General features: G+C 70.4%; 26 protein-coding genes. 19 read left to right on the top strand and 7 right to left on the bottom strand.

Annotated elements, in window-relative coordinates; translation table 11 throughout:
• Positions 1 to 72 precede the first annotated feature (72 nt).
• Positions 73 to 1,182 carry a 23S rRNA (adenine(2503)-C(2))-methyltransferase RlmN gene (gene rlmN / locus QH270_RS23140; RefSeq protein ID WP_280346106.1) on the top strand — a complete coding sequence of 370 codons (1,110 nt, stop codon included), beginning with the start codon at positions 73 to 75 and terminating at the stop codon, positions 1,180 to 1,182.
• 3 nt (positions 1,183 to 1,185) lie between these two features.
• Here the strand turns inward: rlmN and QH270_RS23135 are convergent, their stop codons facing one another.
• The gene (locus QH270_RS23135; RefSeq protein WP_280346103.1) at positions 1,186 to 1,989 is read right to left on the bottom strand and encodes a transglutaminase-like domain-containing protein; all 804 of its coding nucleotides are present in this window, start codon (positions 1,987 to 1,989) and stop codon (positions 1,186 to 1,188) included.
• A gap of 408 nt (positions 1,990 to 2,397) precedes the next feature.
• On the opposite strand from QH270_RS23135, the gene QH270_RS23130 reads away from it, so the two are divergent.
• The 3 genes from QH270_RS23130 (at position 2,398) to QH270_RS23120 (ending at position 6,318) form a co-directional block, all read left to right on the top strand.
• A complete protein-coding gene (locus QH270_RS23130) occupies positions 2,398 to 4,014 on the top strand; it encodes a serine/threonine-protein kinase (RefSeq protein WP_280346101.1) in 1,617 nt (538 codons plus the stop codon).
• 134 nt (positions 4,015 to 4,148) lie between these two features.
• Positions 4,149 to 5,312 carry a serine/threonine-protein kinase gene (locus tag QH270_RS23125; RefSeq protein ID WP_348537681.1) on the top strand — a complete coding sequence of 388 codons (1,164 nt, stop codon included), beginning with the start codon at positions 4,149 to 4,151 and terminating at the stop codon, positions 5,310 to 5,312.
• A gap of 43 nt (positions 5,313 to 5,355) precedes the next feature.
• Entirely contained in the window at positions 5,356 to 6,318 is a 963-nt protein-coding gene (locus QH270_RS23120; protein WP_280346099.1) for a LysR family transcriptional regulator, read from the top strand.
• Between the two features lie 61 nt (positions 6,319 to 6,379).
• Here QH270_RS23120 and QH270_RS23115 read toward each other — a convergent pair whose 3' ends face one another.
• The gene (locus QH270_RS23115; RefSeq protein WP_280346097.1) at positions 6,380 to 6,649 is read right to left on the bottom strand and encodes a DUF2631 domain-containing protein; all 270 of its coding nucleotides are present in this window, start codon (positions 6,647 to 6,649) and stop codon (positions 6,380 to 6,382) included.
• Positions 6,650 to 6,744: 95 nt separating this feature from the next.
• On the opposite strand from QH270_RS23115, the gene dxr reads away from it, so the two are divergent.
• The 5 genes from dxr (at position 6,745) to QH270_RS23090 (ending at position 13,320) form a co-directional block, all read left to right on the top strand.
• Positions 6,745 to 7,926, top strand: coding sequence for a 1-deoxy-D-xylulose-5-phosphate reductoisomerase (gene dxr / locus QH270_RS23110; protein ID WP_280346095.1), 1,182 nt, complete (start codon positions 6,745 to 6,747; stop codon positions 7,924 to 7,926).
• 147 nt (positions 7,927 to 8,073) lie between these two features.
• Positions 8,074 to 9,270 (top strand): M50 family metallopeptidase, encoded by a 1,197-nt coding sequence (locus tag QH270_RS23105; RefSeq protein WP_280346093.1) that lies wholly within the window; start codon positions 8,074 to 8,076, stop codon positions 9,268 to 9,270.
• 114 nt (positions 9,271 to 9,384) lie between these two features.
• Complete coding sequence (ispG, locus tag QH270_RS23100; protein WP_110035852.1) at positions 9,385 to 10,539, top strand: flavodoxin-dependent (E)-4-hydroxy-3-methylbut-2-enyl-diphosphate synthase; 1,155 nt, start codon at positions 9,385 to 9,387, stop codon at positions 10,537 to 10,539.
• Positions 10,540 to 10,600: 61 nt separating this feature from the next.
• Positions 10,601 to 11,464, top strand: a complete 864-nt coding sequence (locus tag QH270_RS23095; protein WP_280346091.1) for a GNAT family N-acetyltransferase — start codon at positions 10,601 to 10,603, stop codon at positions 11,462 to 11,464.
• A 77-nt stretch (positions 11,465 to 11,541) separates the two neighbouring features.
• A complete protein-coding gene (locus QH270_RS23090) occupies positions 11,542 to 13,320 on the top strand; it encodes a penicillin-binding transpeptidase domain-containing protein (RefSeq protein WP_280346089.1) in 1,779 nt (592 codons plus the stop codon).
• Here QH270_RS23090 and QH270_RS23085 read toward each other — a convergent pair.
• Together QH270_RS23085 and QH270_RS23080 are read right to left on the bottom strand one after the other, a co-directional pair.
• On the bottom strand, positions 13,314 to 13,505 hold the full coding sequence (locus QH270_RS23085) for a hypothetical protein (protein ID WP_280346086.1): 192 nt from the start codon (positions 13,503 to 13,505) through the stop codon (positions 13,314 to 13,316). The genes QH270_RS23090 and QH270_RS23085 overlap by 7 nt on opposite strands.
• A gap of 272 nt (positions 13,506 to 13,777) precedes the next feature.
• Positions 13,778 to 14,275: a peroxynitrite isomerase gene (locus tag QH270_RS23080; RefSeq protein ID WP_280346084.1), complete on the bottom strand. Its 498-nt coding sequence runs from the start codon at positions 14,273 to 14,275 to the stop codon at positions 13,778 to 13,780.
• Positions 14,276 to 14,436: 161 nt separating this feature from the next.
• Between QH270_RS23080 and QH270_RS23075 the strand changes: the two genes are divergently transcribed.
• From QH270_RS23075 to QH270_RS23065, 3 genes are all read left to right on the top strand, one after another.
• Complete coding sequence (locus QH270_RS23075) at positions 14,437 to 15,738, top strand: TIGR03118 family protein (RefSeq protein WP_280346140.1); 1,302 nt, start codon at positions 14,437 to 14,439, stop codon at positions 15,736 to 15,738.
• A gap of 164 nt (positions 15,739 to 15,902) precedes the next feature.
• Positions 15,903 to 16,394 (top strand): hypothetical protein, encoded by a 492-nt coding sequence (locus QH270_RS23070; protein WP_280346082.1) that lies wholly within the window; start codon positions 15,903 to 15,905, stop codon positions 16,392 to 16,394.
• A 53-nt stretch (positions 16,395 to 16,447) separates the two neighbouring features.
• Positions 16,448 to 17,389: a thioesterase domain-containing protein gene (locus QH270_RS23065; RefSeq protein ID WP_280346080.1), complete on the top strand. Its 942-nt coding sequence runs from the start codon at positions 16,448 to 16,450 to the stop codon at positions 17,387 to 17,389.
• 3 nt (positions 17,390 to 17,392) lie between these two features.
• Here the strand turns inward: QH270_RS23065 and QH270_RS23060 are convergent, their stop codons facing one another.
• Complete coding sequence (locus QH270_RS23060) at positions 17,393 to 18,274, bottom strand: helix-turn-helix domain-containing protein (RefSeq protein ID WP_280346077.1); 882 nt, start codon at positions 18,272 to 18,274, stop codon at positions 17,393 to 17,395.
• A 364-nt stretch (positions 18,275 to 18,638) separates the two neighbouring features.
• On the opposite strand from QH270_RS23060, the gene QH270_RS23055 reads away from it, so the two are divergent.
• Positions 18,639 to 18,998 (top strand): DUF4254 domain-containing protein, encoded by a 360-nt coding sequence (locus tag QH270_RS23055; protein WP_110035845.1) that lies wholly within the window; start codon positions 18,639 to 18,641, stop codon positions 18,996 to 18,998.
• 5 nt (positions 18,999 to 19,003) lie between these two features.
• Here QH270_RS23055 and QH270_RS23050 read toward each other — a convergent pair whose 3' ends face one another.
• Positions 19,004 to 19,729 carry a GntR family transcriptional regulator gene (locus QH270_RS23050; RefSeq protein ID WP_280346075.1) on the bottom strand — a complete coding sequence of 242 codons (726 nt, stop codon included), beginning with the start codon at positions 19,727 to 19,729 and terminating at the stop codon, positions 19,004 to 19,006.
• Between the two features lie 96 nt (positions 19,730 to 19,825).
• On the opposite strand from QH270_RS23050, the gene QH270_RS23045 reads away from it, so the two are divergent.
• The 6 genes from QH270_RS23045 to QH270_RS23020 all read left to right on the top strand — a co-directional run bounded on the left by QH270_RS23045 (position 19,826) and on the right by QH270_RS23020 (position 25,808).
• Positions 19,826 to 20,953, top strand: coding sequence for a TIGR03364 family FAD-dependent oxidoreductase (locus QH270_RS23045; protein WP_280346073.1), 1,128 nt, complete (start codon positions 19,826 to 19,828; stop codon positions 20,951 to 20,953).
• Positions 20,954 to 20,961: 8 nt separating this feature from the next.
• A complete protein-coding gene (locus QH270_RS23040) occupies positions 20,962 to 21,645 on the top strand; it encodes a phosphonatase-like hydrolase (protein ID WP_280346071.1) in 684 nt (227 codons plus the stop codon).
• Between the two features lie 91 nt (positions 21,646 to 21,736).
• Positions 21,737 to 22,783 (top strand): 2-aminoethylphosphonate ABC transporter substrate-binding protein, encoded by a 1,047-nt coding sequence (locus QH270_RS23035; protein ID WP_432420413.1) that lies wholly within the window; start codon positions 21,737 to 21,739, stop codon positions 22,781 to 22,783.
• A 28-nt stretch (positions 22,784 to 22,811) separates the two neighbouring features.
• On the top strand, positions 22,812 to 24,005 hold the full coding sequence (locus tag QH270_RS23030) for an ABC transporter ATP-binding protein (protein WP_432420412.1): 1,194 nt from the start codon (positions 22,812 to 22,814) through the stop codon (positions 24,003 to 24,005).
• 109 nt (positions 24,006 to 24,114) lie between these two features.
• A complete protein-coding gene (locus QH270_RS23025; protein ID WP_280346069.1) occupies positions 24,115 to 25,008 on the top strand; it encodes a 2-aminoethylphosphonate ABC transporter permease subunit in 894 nt (297 codons plus the stop codon).
• Between the two features lie 2 nt (positions 25,009 to 25,010).
• Positions 25,011 to 25,808: an ABC transporter permease gene (locus tag QH270_RS23020; protein WP_280346067.1), complete on the top strand. Its 798-nt coding sequence runs from the start codon at positions 25,011 to 25,013 to the stop codon at positions 25,806 to 25,808.
• 110 nt (positions 25,809 to 25,918) lie between these two features.
• On the opposite strand, the gene QH270_RS23015 is transcribed toward QH270_RS23020, so the two are convergent.
• Positions 25,919 to 26,677, bottom strand: a complete 759-nt coding sequence (locus tag QH270_RS23015) for a glucose 1-dehydrogenase (RefSeq protein WP_280346064.1) — start codon at positions 26,675 to 26,677, stop codon at positions 25,919 to 25,921.
• Positions 26,678 to 26,739: the final 62 nt, after the last annotated feature.

Below are 26,739 nucleotides of genomic sequence, written 5' to 3'. Positions count from 1 at the left end.
TCTCGATAACGGCGTTCGGCGTGGCGGCCCGCCCATCGGGCGCCCGCCGCCGTTTGGGACAATGGTGGAATTATGGCCACCTCCCTGCCCCTCGTGTTCGATGCCCCGCGTCGCGGTATGCCGCCGCGCCACCTCGCCGATCTGGACGCGGACGAGCGCAAGGCCGCGGTGCAGGAGCTGGGGCTGCCCAAGTTCCGCGCCGACCAGCTGGCCCGCCAGTACTACGGCCGGCTGCAGGCCGATGCGGCGCAGATGACCGATCTGCCCGCCGATGTGCGCGAGAAGGTCGGCGAGACGCTGTTCCCGCCGCTGCTGTCGGTGGTCCGCCATCTCGCCTGCGACGAGGGCGACACCCGCAAGACCCTGTGGCGCGCGCACGACGGCACCCTGCTGGAGAGCGTGCTCATGCGCTACCCCGACCGCAACACCCTGTGCATCTCCAGCCAGGCGGGCTGCGGCATGGCGTGCCCGTTCTGCGCGACCGGCCAGGCCGGCCTGAACCGCAATCTGTCGACCGCCGAGATCGTCGACCAGGTGCGGGCCGCCGCGGCGGCGTTGCGCGACGGTGAGGTGCACGGCGGCCCCGGCCGGCTGTCCAACATCGTGTTCATGGGCATGGGCGAGCCGCTGGCCAACTACAAGCGGGTGGTCAACGCGGTCCGGCGGATCACCTCGCCCGCACCCGACGGCCTCGGCATCTCGCAGCGTTCGGTGACGGTCTCGACCGTCGGCCTGGCGCCCGCGATCCGTAAGCTGGCCGACGAGGACATGTCGGTGCGCCTCGCGGTCTCGCTGCACACGCCCGACGACGAACTGCGCGACACCCTGGTGCCGGTGAACAACCGCTGGTCGATCGCCGAGGTGCTCGATGCCGCGCGGTACTACGCGGACAAGTCGGGGCGGCGCGTCTCGATCGAGTACGCGCTGATCCGCGACGTCAACGACCAGCCGTGGCGGGCCGACATGCTCGGCAAGAAGCTGCACAAGGCCCTCGGCCCGCTCGTGCACGTGAACCTGATCCCGCTCAACCCGACCCCGGGCAGCGAATGGGACGCGAGCCCGAAGCCGGTCGAGAAGGAGTTCGTCCGCCGGGTGATCGCGCAGGGTGTCTCGTGCACGGTCCGCGACACCCGCGGTCAGGAGATCGCCGCGGCGTGTGGGCAGCTCGCGGCCGAGGGCTGATTCCTAGACGATGATGCTCGGCGTGGCGAAGTCGTCGTAGGGGAGTGGGCCGTCGACGAAGGCGTTGACGGTCATCGATCGCAGGGTGATGTCGCCGCCGTGGTTGTCCAGGAAGGCGATGTCGGCGGCGTCGCGGCCGGTGGCGATGCGGACCAGGCTCGAGCGTGGGGCGAGGCAGGTCGGGTCGAGGGTGAGCCAGGCGCCGCCGACCCAGGCCTCGGCCACCGCGTGGAAGTCCATGGGCACGCAGCCCGGGGCGTAGACCGCGGCGACCCGCGCGGGGACGCCGACCGCGCGGAGCAGGGCCACCACCAGGTGGGAGAAGTCGCGGCAGACGCCGGTTCCCGACAGCAGGGTCTCCACGGCGCCGTCGATCGGTGCGCTGCTGCCCGCCACATACGAGATCCGTCGGCCGACCCAGGCTGCCACGCGCGCGGCGACATCCGGGTCGGCGATGCCGTACCCGAATTCGGCGGCGGCGAAGCCGAGCAGCTTGTCCGATTCGGCGTAGCGGCTGGGGCGGCGGTACAGCGCCACGTCGTAGTCGGTGGCCGACTCGGGCACCGCCGTGCCGAACACGGTGGCCTGGTAGTCGAGCCGCAGCGTCCCGGCCCCAACCTCGAGGACGTGCAGCCGGGAATGGTGCGGGCCGATCAGCTCGCGCGGGGTGAGAGGCTCGCCGTCGAGCACGCAGGTCATCGATTCGACCAGGTCGATGCCGGGTTGCCGAGCCACCGCGAGCTGCCACTGCAGGACCGTGTCGGCGTGGACCGCGATCTCCAGGCAGGCGGAAACGTCACGTTTCACCGCTCCAGCCTGACAGGTGAATCCCGGCGTGGCGACTCGAACACACCGGGGCGACTCGCGGCGCCGCCTCGGCCGTGACCCGCCTCGAAGAGGTTGCCGCCCAGGCGTTATCGGTGTGGGGCCGGATCGAGGCCGCCTTCCGAGATCGTTGCCTATGGCGCGCGAAACAGCTTCTCTTGCAGTCACTCTCGAGCTCGAAGCGGGCAATGCCTCGCTCTTGATCCTCGGCAAGATGCTCGGCCCCACCGGCGTCCCGCTGTTCGAGGTCGAACGCCGGTACGACGCCCTCGCGCGGTCGGTTACCGTCGCGATACCCTGTGCCGCTCGAGCGGCTAAGTTGGTGACGGTCGGCGTCGGTGGGTATCCGCTCGCGGCGCGGCACCGATCGGCGAGAACAACGGGGGAAACATGCTTGCGACGGGGGACGTCTTCGCCGGGTACGCGATCGAACGCCAACTCGGGCGCGGTGGGATGGGATCGGTGTACCTGGCCCGGCATCCTCGCCTGCCGCGTCAGATCGCGCTGAAGCTGCTGAACGCGGAGCTGTTCTCCGACAACGAGATCCGCGCGCGTTTCGAGCGGGAAGCCGATCTCGCGGCACGGCTGGAGCACCCGAACATCGTCACGGTGTACGACCGGGGTGTCGACGACGGCCGCCTGTGGATCAGCATGCAGTTCGTCGACGGTGTCGACGCGGCGGCCATCGACCACCCCGTGCCGGCGCAGCGGGCCATGCGCATCATCGAGGGCACCGCGGCCGCGCTCGATCACGCGCACGGCAACGGCGTGCTGCATCGGGACGTGAAACCCGCCAACATCCTCCTCACGGACATCGACGGCACCGAGCGGGTGTTGCTCACCGACTTCGGGATCGCCCGCCCCCGGGACGATGTCCACCACCTGACGCAGACCGGGACGTTCACCGCGACCCTGGCCTACGCGTCCCCCGAACAGCTCACCGGTGCGCACCTCGACCACCGCTCTGATCAGTATTCCTTGGCGTGCACGCTGTACTCGCTGCTCACGGGCGTCGCCCCGTTCGAGGCGACGAACCCGGCCGTCGTCATCCAGGGGCACCTGCAGTCGCCGCCGCCGTCGCTGCGCTCGCATCGACCGGACCTGCCCGCCGCCCTGGATGGCGTGCTGGCGCGAGCGCTGGCGAAACGGCCTGCCGATCGGTTCCATTCGTGCGCGGAATTCGCGGCGGCCGCGCGCCGGGCGCTCAGCGCGACCGGTGCTCAGCCCACCGTTGTCGCCGGCCCGTCGTCGAATCCCCACGTGCCTGTGCCGAACCCGTTCGGGCAGGTCCGGCCGCCGGGTTTCGCCGCGCCGCAGCCCTATCCGGCGGTGGCGCCCAGGAATTCGCCCTCGCCGTACGGCGTGCCGATGCGTCCGTACCCACCGCGCGCCGTGGCACCGCGCCGGCGCGGGCACACGGGTGTGTGGGCGGTGCTGGCGCTCGTCGTCGCACTGGTCGCGGGCGGCGGCGCGTGGGTGTGGCAGGACGAGACCTCCTTCGTCTCGGTGATACTCGGCCGGTCACAGGGCCATCAGGATCTGAACGCGATGGCGTCGGCGTTTCCCGGCATGCTGCCCGACTCCGACAAGGGCACCGACGGACACTTCGGGACGAGCTGCCGGGCGGCACCGCAGTGGCAGTCCTTCTACTCGGAGGACGGACCGGAGAAGGCCTTCGACGGTTGGCGGGCACGATGGGAGTGCCTGGACGCCGAGGGAGACGGATTCGCCTACCGCTTCTACAGTTTCGACAGCGAGGCCACCGCCGAGAAGGTGGTCGGCACTTTCGCGGCGGCGGCCCAGGGGCGGGGAGTGTCGACCTACGGCCCTCGGCAGGACCATCGGTTCGTGTACACCAGCGCGCACGGCAGCGTGACGTCGACGGTGATCTCACGATTCACCGACGGCGGCGACCGCGGTCGGTTCCTGCTGTTCGTGATTCCCCGTTTCCTGGGGGAGCAGATCCTCGACGAGTTGGCGCAACAGGTCGCGGCCGCACCGTGGTGAGCCGACCTGCCGCGGCCGCCGACCTGGCCGGGTCCCCCCTCAGCTGACCTCGCTCCGGCAATGCCCGCGACGCCACGAACGCCGCTTTGATAAGGTCCAGCGCGTCGGACGACGAGCGAGATTCGGGGGTCAGAGTGGTTTCTGACGGGACGGTGTTCGCCGGATACACGATCGACCGGCAGCTGGGCCGTGGCGGAATGGGGTCGGTGTATCTGGCCAGGCACCCACGGCTGCCGAGGTGGACCGCGCTGAAACTGCTGAACCAGGAGCTGTACTCCGACGCCGAGATCAGGGCCAGGTTCGAGCGGGAAGCCGATCTGGTCGCCCAGCTCGACCATCCGAACATCGTGACCGTGTTCGACCGCGGTGTCGAGGACGACCAGCTGTGGATCAGCATGCAGTACATCGACGGGGTCGACGCGTCGACGCTCGATCCCCGAACCTTACCGCCGGATCGGGCGGTGCAGATCATCGGTGAGACTGCCGCCGCGCTGGATTACGCGCACCGGGCCGGTGTGCTGCACCGCGATGTGAAACCGGGCAACATCCTGCTGGCGCGGTCCAACAGCCAGGAGCGGGTGTACCTCACCGACTTCGGCATCGCGCGGCTGCGCGACGATTCCGGGCACCTGACCGAGACCGGGTCGTTCACGGCCACCCTCGCCTACGCCGCGCCGGAGCAACTCACCGGTGCCGCGCTCGACCACCGCGCCGACCAGTACTCGCTGGCCTGCACCCTGTACGTGTTGCTGACCGGCACCGCGCCCTACGAGGGGAGCAGCCCGGCGGCCGTCATCACCGGTCATCTGCAGGCCCCGCCGCCGCCGATCAGTCCGCGTCGCGGCGGCCTGCCCCCGGTCCTCGACGCGGTGATGGCCCGCGCGCTCGCCAAACGGCCCGCCGACCGGTTCTCCTCGTGCGAGGAGTTCGTCGACGCCGTCCGCAGGGCGATGCGCACCGGGACGACCGGTGCCAGGCCGCTCGCCCGGCCCACCTCGGGCGCGCACGCGCAGCCGTTCGTCGGGATGGCGCCGATGCGTCCGGTGAGCGCGCCGGGCATGCCGGTGGCGCCGCGCCCCACCCCTGGCCCCCAGCCGATCTATCAGCCGCAGGCCCCGCAGCCGGTGCCACCGCGGCCGGTGACACCCGCCGCCTGGCAGGCGCCCGCGATGCGTCCACCGATGCCGCAGCCCGCGCCCGCGAGCAGCGGCTGGGGCTCGATCATGGTCACGTTGCTGATCGTGGCGGCGGTGTTCGGTTGTGTGATCGGCGTGATCTGGTTGCTCACGAGCCTGTGAGCGGTGCGCGGGAGCGCGCGCCGGGTGCCATATCCTGGTCAGAATGAGCGACTTCGATGTCACCGCCGCCGACTCCATCGACCTCGCGCGGCTGCGTCGCTTCGTCGCCGTCGCCGAGGAACTGCATTTCGCGCGGGCGGCCAAGGGCCTGCGCATCTCGCGGCAGAGTCTGAGCGCGACCGTCATCGAGTTGGAGAAAGAGCTCGGCACCAGGGTTTTCGTGCCCGGGGCATCACCGACCCGGCTCACCGACGACGGTGCCGCCCTGCTCACCCACGCTCGTCGCCTGATCAGCGCGCAGGAGCAGGCCGAACGCGAACAGAAGCCGACGGCTGCCGCGAGCCTGCGGGTCGGGTTCGTGCCGGGGGTGACGGTGACGAAGTGGGCGCGCGTCTGGGGTGAGCGGCTGCCCGATCATCCGCTCGAGGTCGTGGGGATCGCGCAGGCCGAGCAGGAGAGCGCGGTGCGGGAGGGCCGGGTCGACCTGTGCTTCGTTCGGCTCCCGATCGACACGACCGCGCTGCACACGATCGCGCTGTGGCGGGAGACGCCGGTCGCCGTGGTGCAGAAGGACGACGCGCTGTCGCTGCTGGACACGATCAGCCCGGCCGATCTGGCCGACGAGCGGATCCAGGACGGTGCCGATATCGATCAGGCCGCCGACACCCTGGCCCTCGTGGCCGCGGTGGGCGGCGCGACGGTCGTTCCGCAGTCGATCGCCCGGCTGCATCACCGGCGCGACCTGGTGTACCGCCCGATCAGCGACACCGAGTTCACCGAAATCGCGCTGGCCTGGCCCGCCGGGGCCGACAACGACCTGGTCGAGGAGTTCGTGGGCATCGTGCGCGGACGGTCGGCCAACAGCTCGCGCGGTGCGGCGGTGGCCGAACCGGCGCGGCGCGCGGCAGCGAAACCAGCGCGCAAGCAGACCGCGCGCAAAACGGTCACCAAGCAGCAGCCGCGGCAGGGCAAGGGCAGGAAGCCGGGCGCCCGGCGCGGCCGCTGACCCCTGGACGCGAAAACGCCTGCGGCGCCGGAGCGCTCGCAGGCGTGGTCGGGGCCGAGAACTACCTCGGAATGCGCTTGGTGAGCGAGTCGACGACCATGATCGAGGCCAGCAGCGCGGCCAGGCCGATGAGGAAGATGTCCTCGACGTGGCCCTGGTGGTTGCCGATGGTCATGCCGAGCAGGGCGACCACGACGATCCAGCCCGCGATGCGGAAGGTCTTGTGCGACTCACCGCTCCAGCCCCATGCGGCCGAGGGCACCTCGGCGGGGTCGACGCTGGTGGCGACGGCGCGCTCGGTGCTGGCTTTTTCGAGGTCCGTGGCGGCCACGATCGCTCCTTAGGGCTCGAGTTCTGGTTGGGCGAGTGAGCATATCGTGGCATACGACCGTCCGTCGTAGCCAGCAGCCCTGCCACAATGGGCCCGTGTCCCACCCAGCAACGCGTGCCGCACAAGGCCACTCCACGTCCACCGATCGGGTGAAGGTGCTGCTCCTCGGCAGTACCGGGTCGATCGGGACCCAGGCGCTCGAGGTGATCGCCGCCAACCCCGACCGCTTCGAGGTGGTGGGTCTGGCCGCGCGCGGCGGCAACCCCGCCCTGCTCGCCGAGCAGATGGCCGCCACCGGCACGCGCAATGTCGCCGTCGCCGATCCCGCCACCGCGCAGGCGCTCGACCTCGAGTTCGGCGGCCCCGACGCGGCGACCGAACTCGTGCGCCGGACCGAGGCCGACGTGGTGCTCAACGCCCTGGTCGGGTCCCTCGGCCTGGAACCCACGCTCGCGACGCTGGCGGCGGGCACCCGGCTGGCACTGGCCAACAAGGAATCGCTGGTCGCCGGTGGGTCGCTGGTGACCCGGGCGGCCGCGCCCGGCCAGATCGTGCCGGTGGACTCCGAGCACTCGGCGCTCGCGCAGTGCCTGCGCGGCGGCCGGGCCGAGGAGGTCGACCGGCTGATCCTCACCGCCTCCGGCGGACCCTTCCGCGGCTGGACCACCGAGATGCTCGAATCGGTGAACCCCGCCGAGGCCAAGACCCATCCGACCTGGTCGATGGGCCCGATGAACACCCTGAACTCGGCCTCGCTGGTGAACAAGGGCCTCGAACTCATCGAGACGCACCTGCTGTTCGGCGTGCCCTACGACCGCATCGACGTGACCGTGCACCCGCAGTCGATCGTGCACTCGATGGTCACCTTCACCGACGGCTCGACCCTGGCCCAGGCCAGCCCGCCGGACATGAAGCTGCCGATCGCGCTCGCGCTGGGCTGGCCCGACCGGATCGCGGGCGCGGCCGCCGCCTGTGATTTCGGCACCGCCGCCACCTGGACGTTCGAGCCGGTCGACGACGAGGTCTTCCCGGCGGTCCGGCTGGCCAGGCAGGCGGGGGAGGCGGGCGGCAGCGTCACCGCCGTCTACAACGCCGCCAACGAAGTCGCCGTGCAGGCGTTCCTGGACGGCAAGATCACCTTCCCCGCCATCGTGCGCACCGTCACCCGCGCCGTGGAGGCCGCCGATCGCTGGCACGCCGAACCCGATACCCTGGACGACGTCCTCGCGGCCGACCGCTGGGCACGGGAGTACGCCGCGCACGTCATCGCGTCCTGAGCGGATGCGACGAAAATTGACCACCACGTTTTCGGCCGCCTCGCGTCCGAGGAGCGAGACGGAACGCCGAAGGCGCAGTATCGCTCCTCGGACGCGAGGTCACGAGGCCGAAAACCCGCGGCGCCAGCCGCCAGAGAAAGAGGCCTGATGGTATTCGCGCTGGGGTTCGCACTGTTCGCCCTCGGTATCACGATCTCGATCGCGCTGCACGAGTGCGGGCACATGTGGGCTGCGCAGGCCACCGGCATGAAGGTGCGCCGCTACTTCATCGGTTTCGGGCCGAAGGTGTTCTCGTTCCGCCGCGGTGAGACCGAGTACGGCCTCAAGGCGCTGCCGCTCGGCGGGTTCTGCGATATCGCGGGCATGACGGCGCTCGACGAACTCGAGCCCGAGGACGTCGACCGGGCCATGTACCGGCAGGCGACCTGGAAGCGCCTGGTGGTGATGTTCGGCGGTATCGCGATGAACTTCCTGCTCGGCTTCATCCTGCTGGTGGTCCTGGCGGTCGGATGGGGTCTGCCGCAGCTCGAGCAGCCCCCGGCCACGGCGCTGGGCACCATGAGCTGTGTCGCGCAGGAGACCCCGGAGAAGACCCTGGCGCCGTGCACCGGTGACGGGCCCGCCCAGCGCGCCGGACTGCGGCGTGGTGACGTGGTGAAGGCCGTCAACGGTGTCGAGGTGACCACCTGGGCACAGTTCCAGGCCGAGACCCAGAAGCAGACCGGCACCTTCACCTACACGATCGAGCGGGCGGGCCAGACCCTCACCGTGCCGGTCACTCCCGAGCGCGTGATGCGCTCGCCGAAGGAGGGCCCGAGCCGCGAGGTGAGCGCGGTCGGTGTCGGACCCGACTTCGCCGAGCCCCAGCAGTACGGCGTGATCGCGGCCATCCCGGCGACCATGTCGTTCACCGGTGACTTCTTCATCGAGACGGTGAAGTCGCTGGCCAAGATGCCGCAGAAGGTCTCGGCACTGTGGGAGGCCGTCACCGGCGGCGAGCGCGACCCGGAGACGCCCGTCAGCGTCTACGGCGCCAGCCGCATCGGTGGCGAGACCGCGGAGCGCGGGCTGTGGGGCATGTTCATCCTGGTGCTGGCGAGCCTGAACTTCTTCCTCGGCGCGTTCAACCTGCTGCCGCTGTTGCCGCTGGACGGCGGGCACATCGCGGTGGTGCTCTACGAGAAGATCAGGAACACCATCCGTGGGCTGTTCGGCAAGGCCCCTGCGGGTCCGGTCGACTACCTGAAGCTGTTGCCCGTGACGTATGTGGCGGTGGTGATCGGTGGTGCCTTCATGCTGCTGACCTTGGCCGCCGACATCGTCAACCCGATCCGCCTGCCCTGACCGATCGCGCCGCTGTCGTGCCCCTCACAGGGCGGTGGGTCACCCCGCGCGACTAAGCTCGGCAGCGAGACCACCGCCTCACTCCGACACGTACACGAAAGAAGGCAGCCGACCGTGACCAGCACCATCGGATTGGGGATGCCCGCCGCTCCCGCTGCTGTTCTCGCACCCCGGCGCAAGACCCGCCAGCTGAAGGTGGGCAATGTCGGTGTGGGAAGTGACTCGCCGATCTCCGTGCAGTCGATGACCACCACCAAGACCCACGACGTGAACGCGACGCTGCAGCAGATCGCCGAGCTCACCGCGTCCGGCTGCGATATCGTCCGGGTGGCGTGTCCGCGCCAGGAGGACGCCGACGCGCTCGCCACGATCGCGAAGAAGTCGCAGATCCCGGTGATCGCCGACATCCATTTCCAGCCGCGCTACATCTTCGCCGCGATCGACGCCGGCTGCGCGGCCGTCCGGGTGAACCCGGGCAACATCAAGGAGTTCGACGGTCGGGTCGGTGAGGTCGCCAAGGCCGCGGGCGCCGCGGGCATCCCGATCCGCATCGGCGTGAACGCCGGTTCGCTGGACAAGCGGATGCTGGAGAAGTACGGCAAGGCCACCCCGGAGGCGCTGGTCGAGTCGGCGCTGTGGGAGGCGAGCCTGTTCGAGGACCACGGTTTCGGCGACATCAAGATCTCGGTCAAGCACAACGACCCGGTGATCATGGTGGAGGCCTACCGGCAGCTGGCCGCGCAGAGCGATTACCCGCTGCACCTGGGCGTCACCGAGGCCGGTCCGGCGTTCCAGGGCACGATCAAGTCGGCGGTCGCGTTCGGCGCGCTGCTCAGCGAGGGCATCGGTGACACGATCCGCGTCTCGCTCTCGGCCCCGCCCGCCGAGGAGGTGAAGGTCGGCGGCCAGATCCTGCAGTCGCTGAACCTGCGACCGCGCAAGCTCGAGATCGTCTCCTGCCCGTCGTGCGGGCGCGCCCAGGTCGACGTGTACACCCTGGCCGACGCCGTCTCCGCCGGTCTGGACGGCCTCGAGGTGCCGTTGCGGGTGGCCGTGATGGGCTGCGTCGTGAACGGGCCGGGTGAGGCTCGCGAGGCCGATCTCGGGGTCGCCTCCGGCAACGGCAAGGGCCAGATCTTCGTCAAGGGTGAGGTCATCAAGACCGTGCCCGAGGCCCAGATCGTGGAGACGCTGATCGAAGAGGCGATGCGCATCGCCGAGGAGATGGGTGAGCAGCCGGGCGCCGAGCCCGTCGTCACCGTCGGCTGATCCGCGCACCGGATTCGGCGGTCCCGTACCGTTCGGCGCGCATTCGTGGCAGGCTGGTGCCGTGCGGAGTCTGCTGGAGCCGACGCGACGGTCCAAGACCACCCCCGCGCGCCCGGTGTCCGTACGAGACCTGGGCGAGGTGCTCCGCGTCCTCGACTCCGATCCCGTGGCGTCGTGCATGATCGCGGCGCGGGTGCAGGAGTTCGGGCTCGACGCGCGTTCGGGCCTCGGTGAGCTGTGGAGCCGGGGCGGCCCGGCGGATTCGCTGTGCTTCTCCGGCGCTAATCTGATGCCGCTGCGCGGTGACCAGCAAGCGCTGCGCGCGTTCGCCGACCGCGCGGTGCGGTGGCCACGCGTGTGCTCCTCGCTGGTCGGCCGCCAGGAACTGGCCCTGCCGATGTGGGAGATGCTGGCCCCCAAGTGGGGTCCGGCCAGGGACCTGCGCGCCGAACAGCCGCTGCTCGCCCTCGCCGCGCCCGCGTCGGCCGATCCGGACAAGGGCGTGCGCCGGGTCAGGCCGGACGAGATCGACCGCTACCTGACGGCCGCGATCGCGATGTTCATCGAGGAGGTCGGGGTCGATCCGCGCGCAGGCGACGGCGGGCGTGGGTACCGGCGCCGCATTCAGAGCTTGATCGAATCCGGCAGGGCCTGGGCACGTTTCGAGGACGGCGTGGTCGTGTACAAGGCCGAGATCGGCGCGCTGTCGCGGCGCACCGGCCAGATCCAGGGCGTCTGGGTGCATCCGGACTTCCGCGGTTCCGGCGTCGGCACGGCGGGCACCGCGACGGTCGCGAATGCCGTTGTGGCGACCGGCCGTACGGCGAGCCTGTACGTCAACGACTACAACCGGATCGCCCGACGTGCCTACAGCCGTGTGGGTTTCCGTCAGATCGCCACCTTCGCGACGGTGCTCGTCGACTGATCGGTGGGCGTGTACGGCGCCGTCATGCGGGGTTTGCCGCCCGGTCGCCGTTACCATCGGTCCCGATGAGGACACCGATGGTAACCACATTCGCGGTGGCCGCCCTCGCGGTGGCGGCGACCGCCTGCGCGTCCGGCCCGCAGGGCCCGGTCCCCGCCGCGGAAGCCTTCGCCGAGGCGTTCGCCGAGCGTGATCTCGCCGCGGCCGCCGGGTTGACCACCGCACCCGAGAAGGCCACGGCCGCACTGACTTCGACCTGGCAGGCGCTGCAGGCCGAGAAACTCGAGATCCGTACCGGTGATGCCCGCGTGCACGGCGACACCGCGACCGTCGACTACACCTACGCCTGGACCCTGCCCAAGGGCCGGCAGTGGACCTACACCGGTGAACTGCAGATGGGGCGCAGCGGCGGACGCTGGCTGGTGCGCTGGACCTCCGCCGACATCCATCCCAAGCTCGGCGACACCCAGAGCATGGAGCTGCGCACCGAGCCCGCGCCTCGGGCCAGGGTGAACGAATCGGCGGGCAGCGATGTGCTGGTGCCGGGCAAGGTGTCGCGGGTGCGCTTCGACGTGGCCGCCGCGCCGGAGCCGGATCGGGTCGCCGGTGCGCTCGCCGCGGCCCTGAGCCGTATCGACCCGGTCGCCTACACCCCGCAGTCGATCCTGGACGCGGCGCGCCGATCGGGCGGACCGTACACGGTGATCCTGCTCAGCGAATACGAGGCCGAGACCATCGGCAGCGAACTGATCGGCCTGCCCGGTGTCACGCTGACCCAGGAGTGGGACATGGTCCCCACCGACCGCAAGTTCGCGCCCGACCTGCTGACCCAGGTCCGCAAGACGGTGATCGCCGAGGTCGACGGCAAGGCGGGCTGGAGCGTGGTGACCCGCAATGCGAACGGTGCCGATCTCGATGTCCTGCACGAGGTTCCGGCTCAGCCCGCGCCCTCGTTCGCGCTCAGCATCGACCGGTTCGTGCAGAACTCCGCGCAGCACGCGGTGGACCTGCGCACCGAGCAGACGATGATGGTGGTGCTGCGCCCGTCGACCGGAGCGATCCTGGCGGTCGCGCAGAACAAGGCAGCCGACCGCGACGGGCCCGTCGCCACCAGCGGCCAGTATCCGCCCGGCTCGATCTTCAAGACGGTGACCGCCTCGGCCGCCATGGCCGCAGGCATCGCGACACCGGAGACCGTGCTGCCCTGCCCGAGCCGGATCACCATCGGGGAGCGCACGATCCCCAACTACAACCTCTTCACCGTCGGCGAGGTTCCGATGGCCAATGCCTACGAGCGCTCGTGCAACACCACCTTCGCGCGGCTGGCCAGCAGGCTCGAACCCACCGCGCTCACCGACGCGGCCGCCCGGCTCGGCGTCGGCCAGGACTACGCGGTCGAGGGCCTGCCGACGATGTCGGGCTCGGTACCGCCGGCCGAGGAACTCGTGCAGCGCGCCGAGGACGGCATCGGGCAGGGCCGGGTGGTGGTGAGCCCGTTCGGGATGGCGGTGATGGCGGCGGCGGTGGCGCACGGCTCGGCGCCCGTGCCCTATCTGATCGCGGGCCGCCCCACCGAGGTCACCGGTGACCGGCCGGCGATCGATCAGGACGTGGTCGAGGGACTGCGCGCGATGATGCGGATGGTGGTCACCGGTGGCACCGCGGAACGGATCAGGGACCAGGGCGAGGTGTACGGCAAGACCGGCGAGGCCGAGGTGGAGGGCGGTTCACACTCGTGGTTCGTCGGCTACCGGGGGGACATGGCGTTCGCGACACTGCTGGTCAAGGGCGGCAGTTCCGACAACGCCGTCGCCGTGACCAGGGACATGTTCGCCGCGCTGCCACCCGGCTACTGAATGGCCGCCCACACCACGGCGAGTGACCCGCTGTCGGAGTGGTCGGTGGCCGCCTCGTGCAGGACACCGTAGCTGACAACGGGCTCGGGCGCGGCGCTGGTACTCGCGCGGTCGAGCAGGTCGATGGCGGCCGCGCCGCCGAGGATCATTCCGGCAGTGGTCAGAATCAGAGTGGAACGCCTCATGGTTTCGTCTCCCTCGTCCAGGGTGTCGACGTGCTTTCCCGGGCAGCCTTTCGTCTGTGTTCTGGAGGTTTGCTGTTGGGAGAAACCGTAGAGCGGAGGACACCCGCGCGACAGACGGCGGCGGCAAGCGTCACGCAATTGTTGCGTTATGTGCGGGCGCGTTCGAACACAATCGCGACCCGGCCGTGATGAAAAGGTGAATGATCGGTATCGATCAAGCGAACCCGCAGCTCAGCCACCCTGTGTGGGTAATTAACCGAATTCGGCCGTGGTCACGAACGTTGCAGAGTCGCGGCCAGATGGTGTTGGAGTGTTTCGCCGACGGCGGCCATGCGCAACGTGTAGTCGATGGTGTCGCCGGTGACGTGGAAAGAGCGGCCAACGGCGGTAACCTGTTTCGCCGATCCGCTCAGTCCGATATTCGTCGAGTTCAGTTCGAGCCGAATTCCGTCGACGGTTTCGGTGATGGTGCCCTCGCAGATCTCGGTGATCCCGGTGGGGTGCGCGAGCAGCAGTTCGACACGGCCGGGCGCCGGGCAGCGCAGGTAACCGGTCTCGGCGTGCAGCGGCCTGCCGTCGTCGGCGGCCTTCGTGCGCTGCCGGTAGGTGAGGAACGGCCTGCCGAGGTGACCGAAGGTGATCTCCTCCAGATAGTCGAACGGCGCGATGGTCGGGTACTCGCCGTGGCCGCGGCCGCGCCAGCTGCCGAGCAGCGGGGCGAGGGCGGCGATATCGGGGTGCGGGGCGACGGGCGCAGCTGGTTCGACCACGGCGACAGCCTAGACCTGCCCCCGAGGTGACGGTCACGCCACGCCGCCGCCGCGGTCAGGCTAAGGTCAGCGTCGCCTGAAACGCCGTCCGGCGCAGGGTGAAAGGGAGAAGGAACGTGAACGGACATGTGCGGGGTGCTCGCGGGGTGCGGTCCGGGCTGATGCGCGGTGTGGTGGTCGGCGCGGTGCTGGTGCTCGCCACCGCGTGCTCGGGGAACGAGTCCGGCGGCGACGGGGTCACCGCGGTCGAGGGCAACCGCTACAGCCAGACGAACCTGGCGGCCAACAAGGACTCCTATCACGCCCAGTTCACGTTCCCCGAGATGGTCAACGCGTGGGGCCTGGCCGATCGGCCCAAGGGCGCGGGTGGTCACTTCTGGGTCGGCGCTGGCGGCAAGTCGTTCCAGTTCGTCGGTGACGTGCACACGTCCTCGGAGCAGAAGCTGCAGAAGCTGGCCCAGGACCAGTTCAAGCTCGTCGGTGTGCCCGGCGCCGACGCCGACACCTCCGACAAGAGCGCGGGCAAGGTCACCGGCGTGGTGTTCAACCCGGCGCCGATCAACTCCGACCTGTTCGGCGTGCGCGACCAGTGGGTCGACATCGACGGGATGCCGGTGCCGCTCGGCGGTTCCGCGCGCTTCATCCTCGCCACCGACTCCGGCAAGCTCTCGGCCTGGACCGAACAGGCGCCCGACGGGGTGACCGTGCGCCGTGACGGCGGCGCCAACCAGGTCTTCGACGGCTCGGCCCAGGGCATGGCGTTCTTCGGCATCGCGCTCGCCCCCGCCGGCGACAAGCTGCTGGCCGCCGATTTCGGCGCCGATCCACAGATCCGCACCTTCGACAAGTTCTGGCAGCCGGTGGCGACCACCGGTTTCGCCAACCCCTTCGCCACCGGCGAGGTGATCGACCCGGCCACCCCCGAGAAGGGCAAGAAGGTGGTGCCCGGTGATCCGGCGCCGTTCAACGTCACCACCGTGGGCAGCCGGGTCTTCGTCTCCTACGCCGTGACCGAGCCCGACAGCAAGGACCCGAAGAAGTTCGCGAAGGGCGAGGCGGCCACGCTCGACGCCGCGGCCGACAAGGCCGCGGGCGGCAAGCCGGACCGGGGCAAGCTCGCCGAGTTCGACGCGGCGGGCAAGCTCGTGCGCATCGTCGACGACGGCGGCAGGCTCAACGCGCCGTGGGGCGTGGCGATCGCGCCGTCGAACTTCGGCGCGCTCTCGGGCAAGCTGCTCGTCGGCAACTTCGGCGGCCTCGGCCGCGTCCTCGCCTACGACGACACCACCGGCACCTTCGTGGACTACCTGCGCGACGACGAGGCGAAGCCCGTCGAGATCCCCGGCCTGCTGGCGCTGCGGTTCGGCAACGGCGACACCCTCGGCGACGCGAACGCGCTCTACTTCACGGCGGGCCCCGCCGACGCGAAGGACGGCCTGTTCGGCAGCCTGCGCGTGCAGTGACCGGGCAGGCGGAATGACCGATTTCCTTCCGCCCGGCAACGATGTGCGGGACAGTGGTGGCGGAATGATTGCCCGGGGCGCGTGACCCGCGCGGCACCGGCCTCGTTCCGCCGCACACGAGGACACCCGCACCCGTGGTGTCGTGCCTGATCGGAGGTAGCCGGATGAAGGTTTCGCGCGATGACGTCGCCGGTTCGGCGCCCCGCGAGGCGGTGCGGCGCGCGGCACCGGCGACGTTGCTGCCCGATCGCGATCTGATCCTCGCGGCGATCCGTGGTTTGCCACACGATGACCACCCCCTGCTGGACGCCGCGGGTGAACTGGCCGTGCTGCACCAACTGCGGGAGCGGACGCCGCTGAGCGAGTCGGCCGCGCTCGAGCGACGGCGGACCCGGCTGATGCGGGCCATCGACCGCTGGGTCATCCTGGCGGCGCCGGTGCCCTTCGCCGCGGCCGACGAGCACTGCGAGACGCTCGGTGGGCTGGTCGACCGCATGGCCGGGCACAGTGCCCAGGCGTTCGGCGCGCTGGCCGGGGCGCCCGACGCGGTCTACTACGACGAGTGGGTGCGCCTCGACGACCTCGCCGACAGCTATCAGCGTCTGGTCGACGATCTGCGCGCCGGCGTGCGCCGCCTGCCCGCCCACACCTACTGAAAGCCCCGGAAAGTGTTGGCACGATCCCTGTTTCGCCCGACGTATCCTGTGGTGTGAGCACTCACGGCGACGCGTCCGGTTCCCCGGATGACCCGGCGTGCGCGTGGCCGCACCGGCACGACTGTCCGGTCGAGCCCGCCGGCGACCGACGAGCGGGCGCGTCGGCACTGTCGGTCGTGTTGCCCCTGCGCCCGCGCGGCGGCCCGGTCGACGGCGCGCCTCTGTTCTGCCTGGCGGGTGAGGCCGGACCGGCCTGGAGCTTCGCCGCGCTGCTCGGACACATCGACCCGGCCGTTCCGGTCTACGGATTGCAGCCGCCGGAGGCCGACGGACCGCGACCGCGCACGGTGGGCGAGTACGCCGCCCGGTATGTCACCGAGATCCGGCGGATCTCGCCACACGGTCCGTACCAGCTGGTCGGCTGGTCGGCGGGCGGCTTCGTCGCGCACGAGATCGCCTGCGTGCTCGGCGCGGCGGGCGCGGGGGTGCGGCTCGTCGTGCTCGGTGCCGATCCCGGAATCCGGGCATCGACAGTGACCGCACCTGCCGAGCGGGCCACCGTGGCGGGATCCGGTCCATCCGCGGGGGAGCTGGTGGCCAGGTTCGGGCCGGTGTTCGGCACCGGTGCGGCCACCGGCGACCTCACCGCCGAGGCGGCGGCCGCGCGCGTCGTGTCCGCACTCGCCGGAACCGTGGAGCTCACCGGCGCCGACATCGACCGCATCGCCGCGGCGGCCGGGGCGATGGCGCGGGCGACGGCCGGGCACATTCCGGCGACGCTGCCCGGCGACATGACGGTCGTCGTCGCGAATCGCGGGTCAGGGGTGGACCCGGCGGCGGTACTGCGGAACTGGCGGCCCTACGTCGAGGGCACCGTCACCGCGATCGTGCTCGACGCCACGCACGACGAGCTGCTCGACCCGGCATGCATGCCGGCGATCGCCGAGGTGCTGGCGTCGGCAGCGGCCGATGCGCAGGCGCGATCGGTCCGCTGAGCGCTACTTCTGCCGCTCGGCGCGCGCGGCGATGTCGTCGCGCGCCTGCTGGATCAGTGCCGCGGAGTCGCGCGGGCTCAGCGCCATCGCGCGCAGCTGGTCGAAGATCACGCCGAACCGGCGGATCTCGGAATGGCCCTCCACCAGATCGTGCACCGACATGCTCTCCACGTACACCAGCTCGGGGTCGACCGGATTGCGGAAATCGAGCAGGGTGAACGAACCGGCCATGCCGGGGTGCGCGCCCGCGTCGAACGGCAGTACCTGCAGGATCACGTTCTTGCGCTTGGTCTCGAGCAGCAGCCGGTCGAGCTGGCCGATCATGGTGGCCGGGCCGCCGACGACCCTGCGGATCGCCGCCTCGTCCATCACCACCCAGAGCTCGAGCGGGTCGTCCTTGGTCAGGTTGACCGCGCGGTCCATCCTGGCCTTGGCCCTGCTCTCCATCACCGACGCGTCCAGGCGCGGCATCGAGGTGTCGATCACCGCTGCGGCGTAGTCGAAGGTCTGCAGCAGGCCGGGCACCGTCGATGTCTGGTACTGGCGCGCGGAAAGTGCTTCCGCCTCGAAGTTGATGTAGGTGGCGTAGACATCGGAGAGCGCGCCTTCGTAGGCGTGTGACATCCCTGGTTTGAGTGCGTCGGTGAGCAGGCTCAGCGCTTCTTCGCGCGTTTTGTCGGTGACCTGGTACAGGTCGAGCATCGCGCCGAGGGTGCGGCGCTGCGGGCGGGCCTGCGCCATTTCGATGCGATAGAGCGTGGTGACGTTGATGCCGGTTCGAGCGCTGACATCTTCCTTGGTGAGCCCGGCGCTTTCGCGCAACTCGCGGAGCATCGCGGCGAGCCGACGGAGCCGGACGGTCAGTGTCGTGCGCTTGCCTGCCATGGTTCCCCTTCGCCTCTGGCGCGCTTGGTGATTCGCATTATTGCGCTGTGCGGCCCGGATGTCACGCGATCGGCCCGGATGGGCTCGATGTGACCACAGGTTCTGTCAGGGTGGCTTTACTGCAGGAGTGACAACGCAATCTTGCGTTTCGCTATGGGAGCGAGCATGATCCAGTTAGCCTGGTTGCGAGCAAGCCGAACAGAAGACCGGGATAACCGAATCGAGAGCCAATCATGTTGGTACACAAATCTTGGGTGTCGGGTGAATTCGGGGCGTTGCGATGAGCGCGCCGGTGATGGGGGTACTGCCGACTGCGCCGCAATTGTTGTGCGCATTCCAGGGCAGGCGTTTTCAGGACCGTGAATTGTTGCGCTCAGCGCATGCGCTCGCCGAGCTGCACGAGCGGCGCGCACAGGTGCGTGACGCCGCGCTGATCGCCGAGATCGACTGCCGCCGCAGCGAACTCGTCGACGATATCAACGACTGGATCGTGCAGGAGATCCCGCTGCACCGCAGTGGCGCGTCGCTGCACACGGAGAGCCTCGGCGCCGTGGTCGACCGGATGGCGCGCAGCTGGGTCGATGCCAACCAGGCCATCGATCTCGACGGGGTGCGCAGCGACAGCACGCACAAGCACTGGTACCACCTCGCCGAGCTGGTCGACGGCTATACCGACCTCGTCACCGATGTGGCAGGCGGGCGGCGAAGGCTGCCGGAGCAGTAGTCATCTCACGTGTGCTCGGGTGACAGCAGCGCCTCGAAGGCGATCCTGTCACCCCGGTACAGCGAGCGCACCCGCTCGATGGGCGCTCCGTTCGCGTCGACGCTTCGCCGGTGCAGCAGCAGCATCGGCAGCGCCGTCGTGCATTCGAGCAGACCCGCCTCTCGCGGCGCGGCGAGTACGGTCTCGATCCGCTCTCGCGCACCGGCGAATTCGACGCCGGTCGCGCGGATCGCCGCGTACAGCGAGGTGGTCGGGTCGTAGCCGCCGCGCAGGCCGGCGAAGCGGTGCAGGGGCAGGTAGGTGCTCTCCAGTCCGATGCGCTCGCCGTCGGCGAGCAGCACGCGTTCCAGATGCATCACCCGCGTGCCGGGTTCCAGTTCCAGGTCGGTGGCGGTCTCCGCGTCGGCGGGGACGTCCTCCCAGGTGACGACGATGCGGCCCGGTGTGCGGCCGAGGCTGAGCGCGCCCTCGGTGTAGGAGCGCAGCGACAACGGCTGGGTGAGCTTCGGCCTGGAGACGACGGTGCCCCGGCCCCGGCGGCGAATCCTGCCCTCCACCAACAGCTCTCGCAGTGCCTGGCGCACCGTCTCGCGAGCGACGCCGAACCTGGCGGCGAGGTCGCGTTCCGATGGCACCGGGTCGCCTTCGTCGAGTTCGGCCAGGATGGCGTCGATCTCGGTGCGAACGAGGAAGACCTTGGGAACTCGGGTCGTCGTGGTCGGCGCGTCCATGGCCCCAGCGTACATGAATTGGTCTATACCAATTGTTAACCCAGCGTTCGCTCGGGCCACACCCATCGGTCTAGACCATTTGTCAGTATCGGTGCCATGCGATTGGTCATCATCGGTGGAGGGATACTCGGCACCGCACACGCCTGGGCGGCGATCGCCCGTGGGCACGAGGTCGTCCAGCTCGAACGCGAGCGGGAGGCCCGTGGTGCGACGGTCCGCAATTTCGGTCTGGTCTGGGTGTCCGGACGGGCGGCGGGTGAGCTCGAGCTGACCCTGCGGTCGCGCGAGCTGTGGGAGGAGATCGGCGGCCGGGTCGCCGGTGTCGGCTTCCGTCCTGCGGGTTCGATCACGCTGGTCCGCACGCCCGCCGAGCTCGCGGTCGCCGAAGCCGCCGCGGCGGGGCCGACCGCGACCGATCGTGGCTTCGCCCTGCTCGAGCCCGACCAGGTGCGCGCGCTCAACCCCGCGCTGCGCGGCACATACCTCGCGGGACTGCACTGCTCGACCGACGCCGCCGTCGAGTCGCGTCAGGCGCTGCCCGCGCTGCGCGCCCATATGGCCGCGAGTGGTCGCTACACCTTCCACGAGGGCACCGAGGCGCGCTCGGTGCTCGACACCGGATCGGGCGCCGTCGTCCTCGACGACCAGGGCCGCAGGCACGAGGCCGATCTCGTCGTGCACTGCCCCGGCGCGGCGCACTCGGGACTCACCCGCGAACTCGCCGGCGACCTGCCGGTGCGCCGGGTTCGCCTGCAGATGATGCAGACCGCACCGCTGGGCGAGTCGCTGACCACCGCGATCGCCGATGGCGACAGCTTCCGCTACTACCCGGGTTTCGCCGGCGCCGAGGTGGACTCGCTCGCCGCGGAACAATCCCAGACCGCCACGGCCGCCGAGCACAAGATGCAGCTGCTGTGCGTGCAGCGCCTGCACGGCGGCCTGACCATCGGTGACACGCACGAGTACACCGAGCCGTTCGCCTTCGACGTCGACGAGGCGCCCTATGAGCACCTCACCGAGGTCACCGAGGAGTTGCTCGGCCGCGAGCTGCCGCCCATCGTGCGGCGCTGGGCCGGCGTCTACAGCCAGAGCGTCGATCCCGACGCCATCGTCACCCGGGTGCGTGCCGACACCAACGTCTGGGTCGTCACCGGCCCCGGCGGGCGCGGCATGACACTCGGACCCGCCATCGGCGAGCAAACCGCCGACCAGCTCGGACTGTGAGGAAGACCGTGCCGGACAACACGATTCAGCTCGCGGTTCTCGATATGGCCGGGACCACCGTGGCCGACGGCGGCCTGGTGCTGCGCGCCTTCGAGGAGGCGGCGACCGCCGCCGGGATCGAGGCCGAGGGCCCGCGTCGCGACGAGGCCCGCCGCTACGTCGTCGACACCATGGGCCAGTCCAAGATCGAGGTGTTCCGGGCCCTGCTCGGTGACGAGGACCGCGCGCAGGCGGCCAATCTGGCGTTCGAGGCGGCCTACGACGCGCTCGTCGACGACGCTGACATCGCGCCGATTCCCGGTGCCGTCGAGGCGATCACGGCGCTGCGCGACGCGGGCGTGCGGGTGGCGCTGACCACCGGTTTCAGCCGCGGCACCCAGGACAAGCTGCTCGCCGCACTCGGCTGGACCGACCTGGTCGACCTCACGCTCGCGCCGTCGGACGCAGGCCGCGGCCGTCCGTTCCCGGACATGGTGCTCACCGCCGCGCTGCGCCTGGGCGTCGACGCCGTCGACCGGATCGCCGTGCTCGGCGACACCACCAGCGACATCGCGACCGGCCTCGCCGCGGGCGCGGGCATCGTCGCGGGCACGCTCACCGGCGCGCACACCGAGGAGCAGCTGCGCGGGGCGGGCGCGACGCACGTCGTCGCCTCGGTCGCCGATTTCCCCGCGCTGGTCCAGGCCCACTGAACTCGCGTCGCGGTACCCCGCCGCGGCGTTCCTCCTGCGATCCACCGTCCCTGCGATTCCCCTCGACATCGAGACGAAAGTTGCTGTAATCGTGCGTACTTCCTTCACCGCGCGCCGCCTGTCCAGGGCCGCGCTGCTGCTGGCCGGGGTCACCGCCGTCGCGTTCACCGCGGCCTGTGGTGGCACCGGCACCGAATCCGCGGACGGCAAGACCGTCACCGTGTACTCCGCCGACGGTGTCGGCGGCTGGTACAAGAACCGGTTCGACGAGTTCACCAAGGAGACCGGCATCGCGGTCAACCTGGTGGAGGCGGGCTCGGGCGAGGTGGTCAACCGGGTCGACAAGGAGCAGTCCAACCCGCAGGCCGACGTGGTGGTGACCCTGCCGCCGTTCATCCAGAAGGCCAAGCAGTCGGGCCTGCTGCAGCCCAGCGGCATCGACACCGCCGCGATCCCGGTCACCGACAAGGACGCCGACGGCACCTTCGTGACGATGGCCAACAACTACCTGTGCTTCATCGCCAACCCCGCGGTCGACGCCTCGGCGCTGACCTGGGACGACCTGCTGAAGCCGGAGTACAAGGGCAAGCTGCAGTACTCCACGCCCGGCCAGGCCGGTGACGGCACCGCGGTGCTCGTGCTGCTCCAGCAGCTGCGCGGCAAGCAGGGCGCGCTGGACTACCTGACCGCGTTGCAGGCCAACAACGTCGGGCCGTCCTCGTCCACCGGCAAGCTGCAGGCCAAGGTCGACAAGGGTGAGCTGCTGATCGCCAACGGCGACGTGCAGATGAACCTGACCACGGTCAAGGAGAAGGGCTCGAAGTTCTCGGTGTTCTTCCCGGTCGCCGACGGCAAGCGTTCCACCGTGTCGGTGCCCTACATGATGGGCCTGGCCAAGGGCGCGCCGCACAAGGACGACGCCGCGAAGCTGATGAGCTTCCTGCTCGCCCCCGACGCGCAGAGCAAGCTCGGCCCCGAGGCCTTCGCCGTGTCCGCCCGCACCGATGTCGCCGCACCCGCCGAGGGCGGTCCGGCCGCCACCATCAAGGGTGTCGAGGTCGTTCCGGTCGACTGGAACAAGGTACTGACCGAGCTGGACGCCGATCTCGCGGCGTACCAGAAGGCCACCGGCAGCTGACACCGGCGCTGCGACAAGGGAGTTGACGATGTCCGACGGTGAAGTCCGCATGAAGTCCGCTACCGCCGCCTCCGCCGGGACGGCCACGACGAACGAGCCCGCGATCGTGTTCGACCGGGTCGGGGTCAGCTACGGCAGGGGCCGCAAGGCCGCCGTCGCGCTGGCCGATTTCACGCTGCGCGTCGCCGTCGGCGAGACCGTCGCGCTCCTCGGCCCGAGTGGGTCGGGCAAGTCGACCGCGCTCAAGGCGCTGGCCGGCTTCGTCCGGCCCACCTCGGGCGCGGTCCGGCTGGGTGGGCGCGATGTCACCGATCTCTCGCCGGCGAAGCGGGGGATCGGGGTCGTCGTCCAGTCCTACGCGCTGTTCCCGCACATGACCGTGCACAGCAATGTGGCCTTCGGGCTGAAATCGCACCGGGTCCCGCGCGGTGAGATCGACGCGCGGGTCACCGAGGCGCTGGACATGGTCGGGATGGCCGGATATGCGAAGCGGCTGCCCCGCGAGCTGTCCGGTGGTCAGCAGCAGCGAGTGGCGATCGCCCGCGCGCTCGCCATCCGCCCCAAGGTGCTGCTGCTCGACGAACCGCTCGCCGCGCTCGACGCGCAGCTGCGGCACTCGATGCTCGGCGAGCTGCAGCAGCTACGCAAGGCCCTGCCCGACACGGCGATGCTGTATGTCACCCATGACCAGGCCGAGGCGCTGGCCCTGGCCGACCGGATCGCCGTCATGCGTGACTCGCGGCTGGTCGACATCGACACCGCCGAGAACCTGTGGCAGCGGCCGCCCACCGACTTCACGGCCGCGTTCCTCGGCGGCGCGAATCTGGTGCCGTGCACGGTGAATCACATCACCGGCACCGCCGCGCTGGTCACCGCAGGCACCCGAACCCTGCGCGCGGAGGCTCCCCGGCCCGGCGTCGGTCGCGCCGACTGGGCGCCCGACGATCCCGCGCTGCTCTGCATCCGCCCGCATACCGTGACGGTCGGCGCGGTGGGGGAGCGGGACGCCTTGCGCGCCACCGTGTCCAGTGTGGTCTGGCGTGGCGCCTCGACCCGGGTGGTGCTCGCGGTCGACGGGCTGTCCGTGGACCTGGCCGCCGACGTGCCCGGCCACTTCGAGGCCGAGGCCGGCCGGGTCGTGGGGGTGCGGTTGCCGGATTTGGCGGGCGTGCTCATTCCGAATCCCGTCGGCGCGGCGGCTCAGGACGGGGCTGCGTCATGAATCACCCTGTGCCGCACATGGTCCGGGGCCGGGTGCGCCGGTTCGTCGGCGGTGTCGCGATGCTCTCGCACCCGGGGCCCGAGCACCCGACGGCGAGCGGGGTCGTGCGATGACCGCGATCGTTCCCGTCGCCCCGCCGGTGGAGCCGGAACATCGCGCGCCGGGACGCTCCTGGTTGCCGATCCTGTGGACGCTGCCGCCGGTCCTCGTCGTCCTCGGCATCGCCGGATACCCGATCGCGCGGGTGCTCACCGAGTCCACCCAGACCCCCACCGGCCGCGGCACCGAGGTGTGGGCAGACGTGCTCGGGTCGGCGGCGTTCCGGGACGCGTTGTGGCGCACGGTGTCCATCGCGGTCTGCTCCACGGTGGGCTGCCTGGTGCTCGGCACCTTCCTGGCCATCGTGCTCGCGTTCGTGCCGTTCCCCGGCTCCGGGGTGGTCGGCAGGCTGATCGATACGATCCTCACGCTGCCCTCGTTCCTGATCACCCTCGCCTTCACGTTCCTCTACGGCACAGCGGGCGCGATCAACGCCCTCATCGCCGAGCTGACCGGCGCCACCACACCCGTGATCGACTTCCTCACCACGCCGCTCGGGGTGATCCTGGCCGAGATCACCTACTTCACCCCGTTCGTGGTGCGTCCGGTGCTGGCCGCGTTCGCACAGCTGCCGCGCGAGCAGCTCGACGTCGCGGCGAGTCTCGGCGCCTCGCCGTGGCGGGTGCTGCGGCAGGTGGTGCTGCCAGAGGCGTGGCCCGCGCTCGCGGCGGGCGGCAGCCTGGTGTTGCTGTTGACGCTCAACGAGTTCGGCATCGTGCTGTTCACCGGAGCGAAGGGCGTGATCACCCTGCCCGCGCTCATCTACACCCGCGGCATCGTCACCTTCGACCTGCCCGGCGCCGCCGTCCTCGCCTCGGTGCAGGTGCTGCTCTCGCTCACCCTGTACCTGACCTACCGGTTCGTCTTCGCCCGGTTCACCCGCTCCCGCTCGAAGGGGGATTGATCGTGCTCCTGTGGACTCCCCGGGGCAAAGCCCTCGTGCTCGCTGTGTTCGCGCTGGTGGTGACGGTGGTATTCGTCGCACCGATCGCCACCGTGGTCGCGGCCGCCCTGGCGGGCAGCTGGACCGGTCCGCTGCCGTCGGATCTCGGCCTCACCAATCTGGGCGATGCCCTCAGCGGTGAGCAGGCCGCGAGCCTGTCGGTCAGTCTGCAGACGGCGCTGCTGGCGAGCGCGGTGTCGCTGGTCGTCGGCACCTGGGCGGCGCTGGCCTCCCGGGAGGCGCCGGGCTGGTTGCGCAAGGTCACCGACGCGGTGTTCCACCTGCCGGTGGCGGTGCCGTCGGTCGCCGTCGGTCTGGGCGTGCTCATCGCGTTCAACGACCAGCCGCTGCTGCTCGGCGGCACCAAGTGGATCGTGATTCTCGCGCACACCGTCCTCGTGCTCGCCTACGCGTTCAGCGCGGTCTCGGCGGCACTGGACCGCCTCGACCCCGCCTACCGCCAGGCCGCCGAATCCCTCGGCGCAGGACCGGTTCGGGTGCTGTGCCAGATCACGCTGCCGCTGCTGTTGCCCGCCCTCGGTGCCGCCGCCGGCCTCGCCGTCGCGCTGTCGATGGGCGAGCTCGGGGCTACCATCATGGTCTATCCCGCCACCTGGAAGACCCTGCCGGTCAGCATCTTCGCGCAGACCGACCGCGGTGAGGTGTTCGACGCGGCGGCGGGCACGACGGTTCTCGTCACGGTGACGCTGGTGGTGCTGGTCGTGCTCGGACGGGTACGCGGACGCGCCGCCCTGCGTTGAGCGGGGGCGCGCCGGGTCGCGGTCGGGTGTGACCCGGCCCGCCTCAGCCGGAGGTCGGCACCCGACGGCGGATCCGGCCCGGCGCGGTAGCGGCGGAGTCCGATCCGCCGCTACAGGAGGGCCGCGGCGTCGACCGCGGTGAGGCCGCCGTCGACGCGCAGGTCGTGGCCGTTGACGTAGGCCGCGTCGGAGGAGGCCAGGAAGGCGACCGCCGCGGCCACATCGTCGGCGGTTCCGACACGACCGGCGGGGGCCAGGCTCGCCACCCCTTGCCGCGCCGCCTCCGAGAGTTCCGCGCGGAAGGCCGGAGTGTCGATGTAACCGGGGCTCACCGAGTTGACCCGGATGCGACGCGGCGCCAATTCCGCGGCCATCGTGCGGGTCAGATTGTGGACGGCGGCCTTGCTCGCCGAATACAACGCCGCGCCCGGCACCCCGCGGTGCAGCCCGAACGAGGCGTTGATGACGATCGCGGCGCCGTCGGGCATGATCGGCAGTGCCCTCTGGACGGTGAAGAACGCGGCCTTCGCATTGGCGCCCATCACCTCGTCGAACAGCCCGCCCGTCACCTGCTCGATCGGCTGGAACGAGCCGATCCCCGCGTTCGCGAACAGCACATCCAGCTGCCCGAACCGCTCCGCGACGGCGGCGACGAGGTCGTCCACGGCGTCGAGGTCGGTGACGTCACCCGCGATTGCGTGCACGTCGCCCCCGAGTTCGGCGAGCGCCCGGTCGAGGCGGTCCTTGTCGCGACCGGTCACCACGACCCGCGCCCCCTCGGCGAGCAGGCGATGAGCCGTCGCCAGCCCCATGCCACTGCTACCGCCGGTGATCAGCGCCGTCTTGCCGTCGAATCTGTTGTGCGTCATGGCTTCAGCGTGACCCGGCACCGACCGAACAGACAGTGCGCGGTTATCAGGGGAGTGCCACC

This window comes from Nocardia neocaledoniensis (assembly GCF_029868625.1).
In the GTDB taxonomy this organism is placed as follows: Bacteria; Actinomycetota; Actinomycetes; order Mycobacteriales; family Mycobacteriaceae; genus Nocardia; species Nocardia neocaledoniensis_A.
The sequence above is the reverse complement of the archived record's forward strand: the minus strand, read 5'-3'. Positions and strand labels throughout refer to the sequence as shown.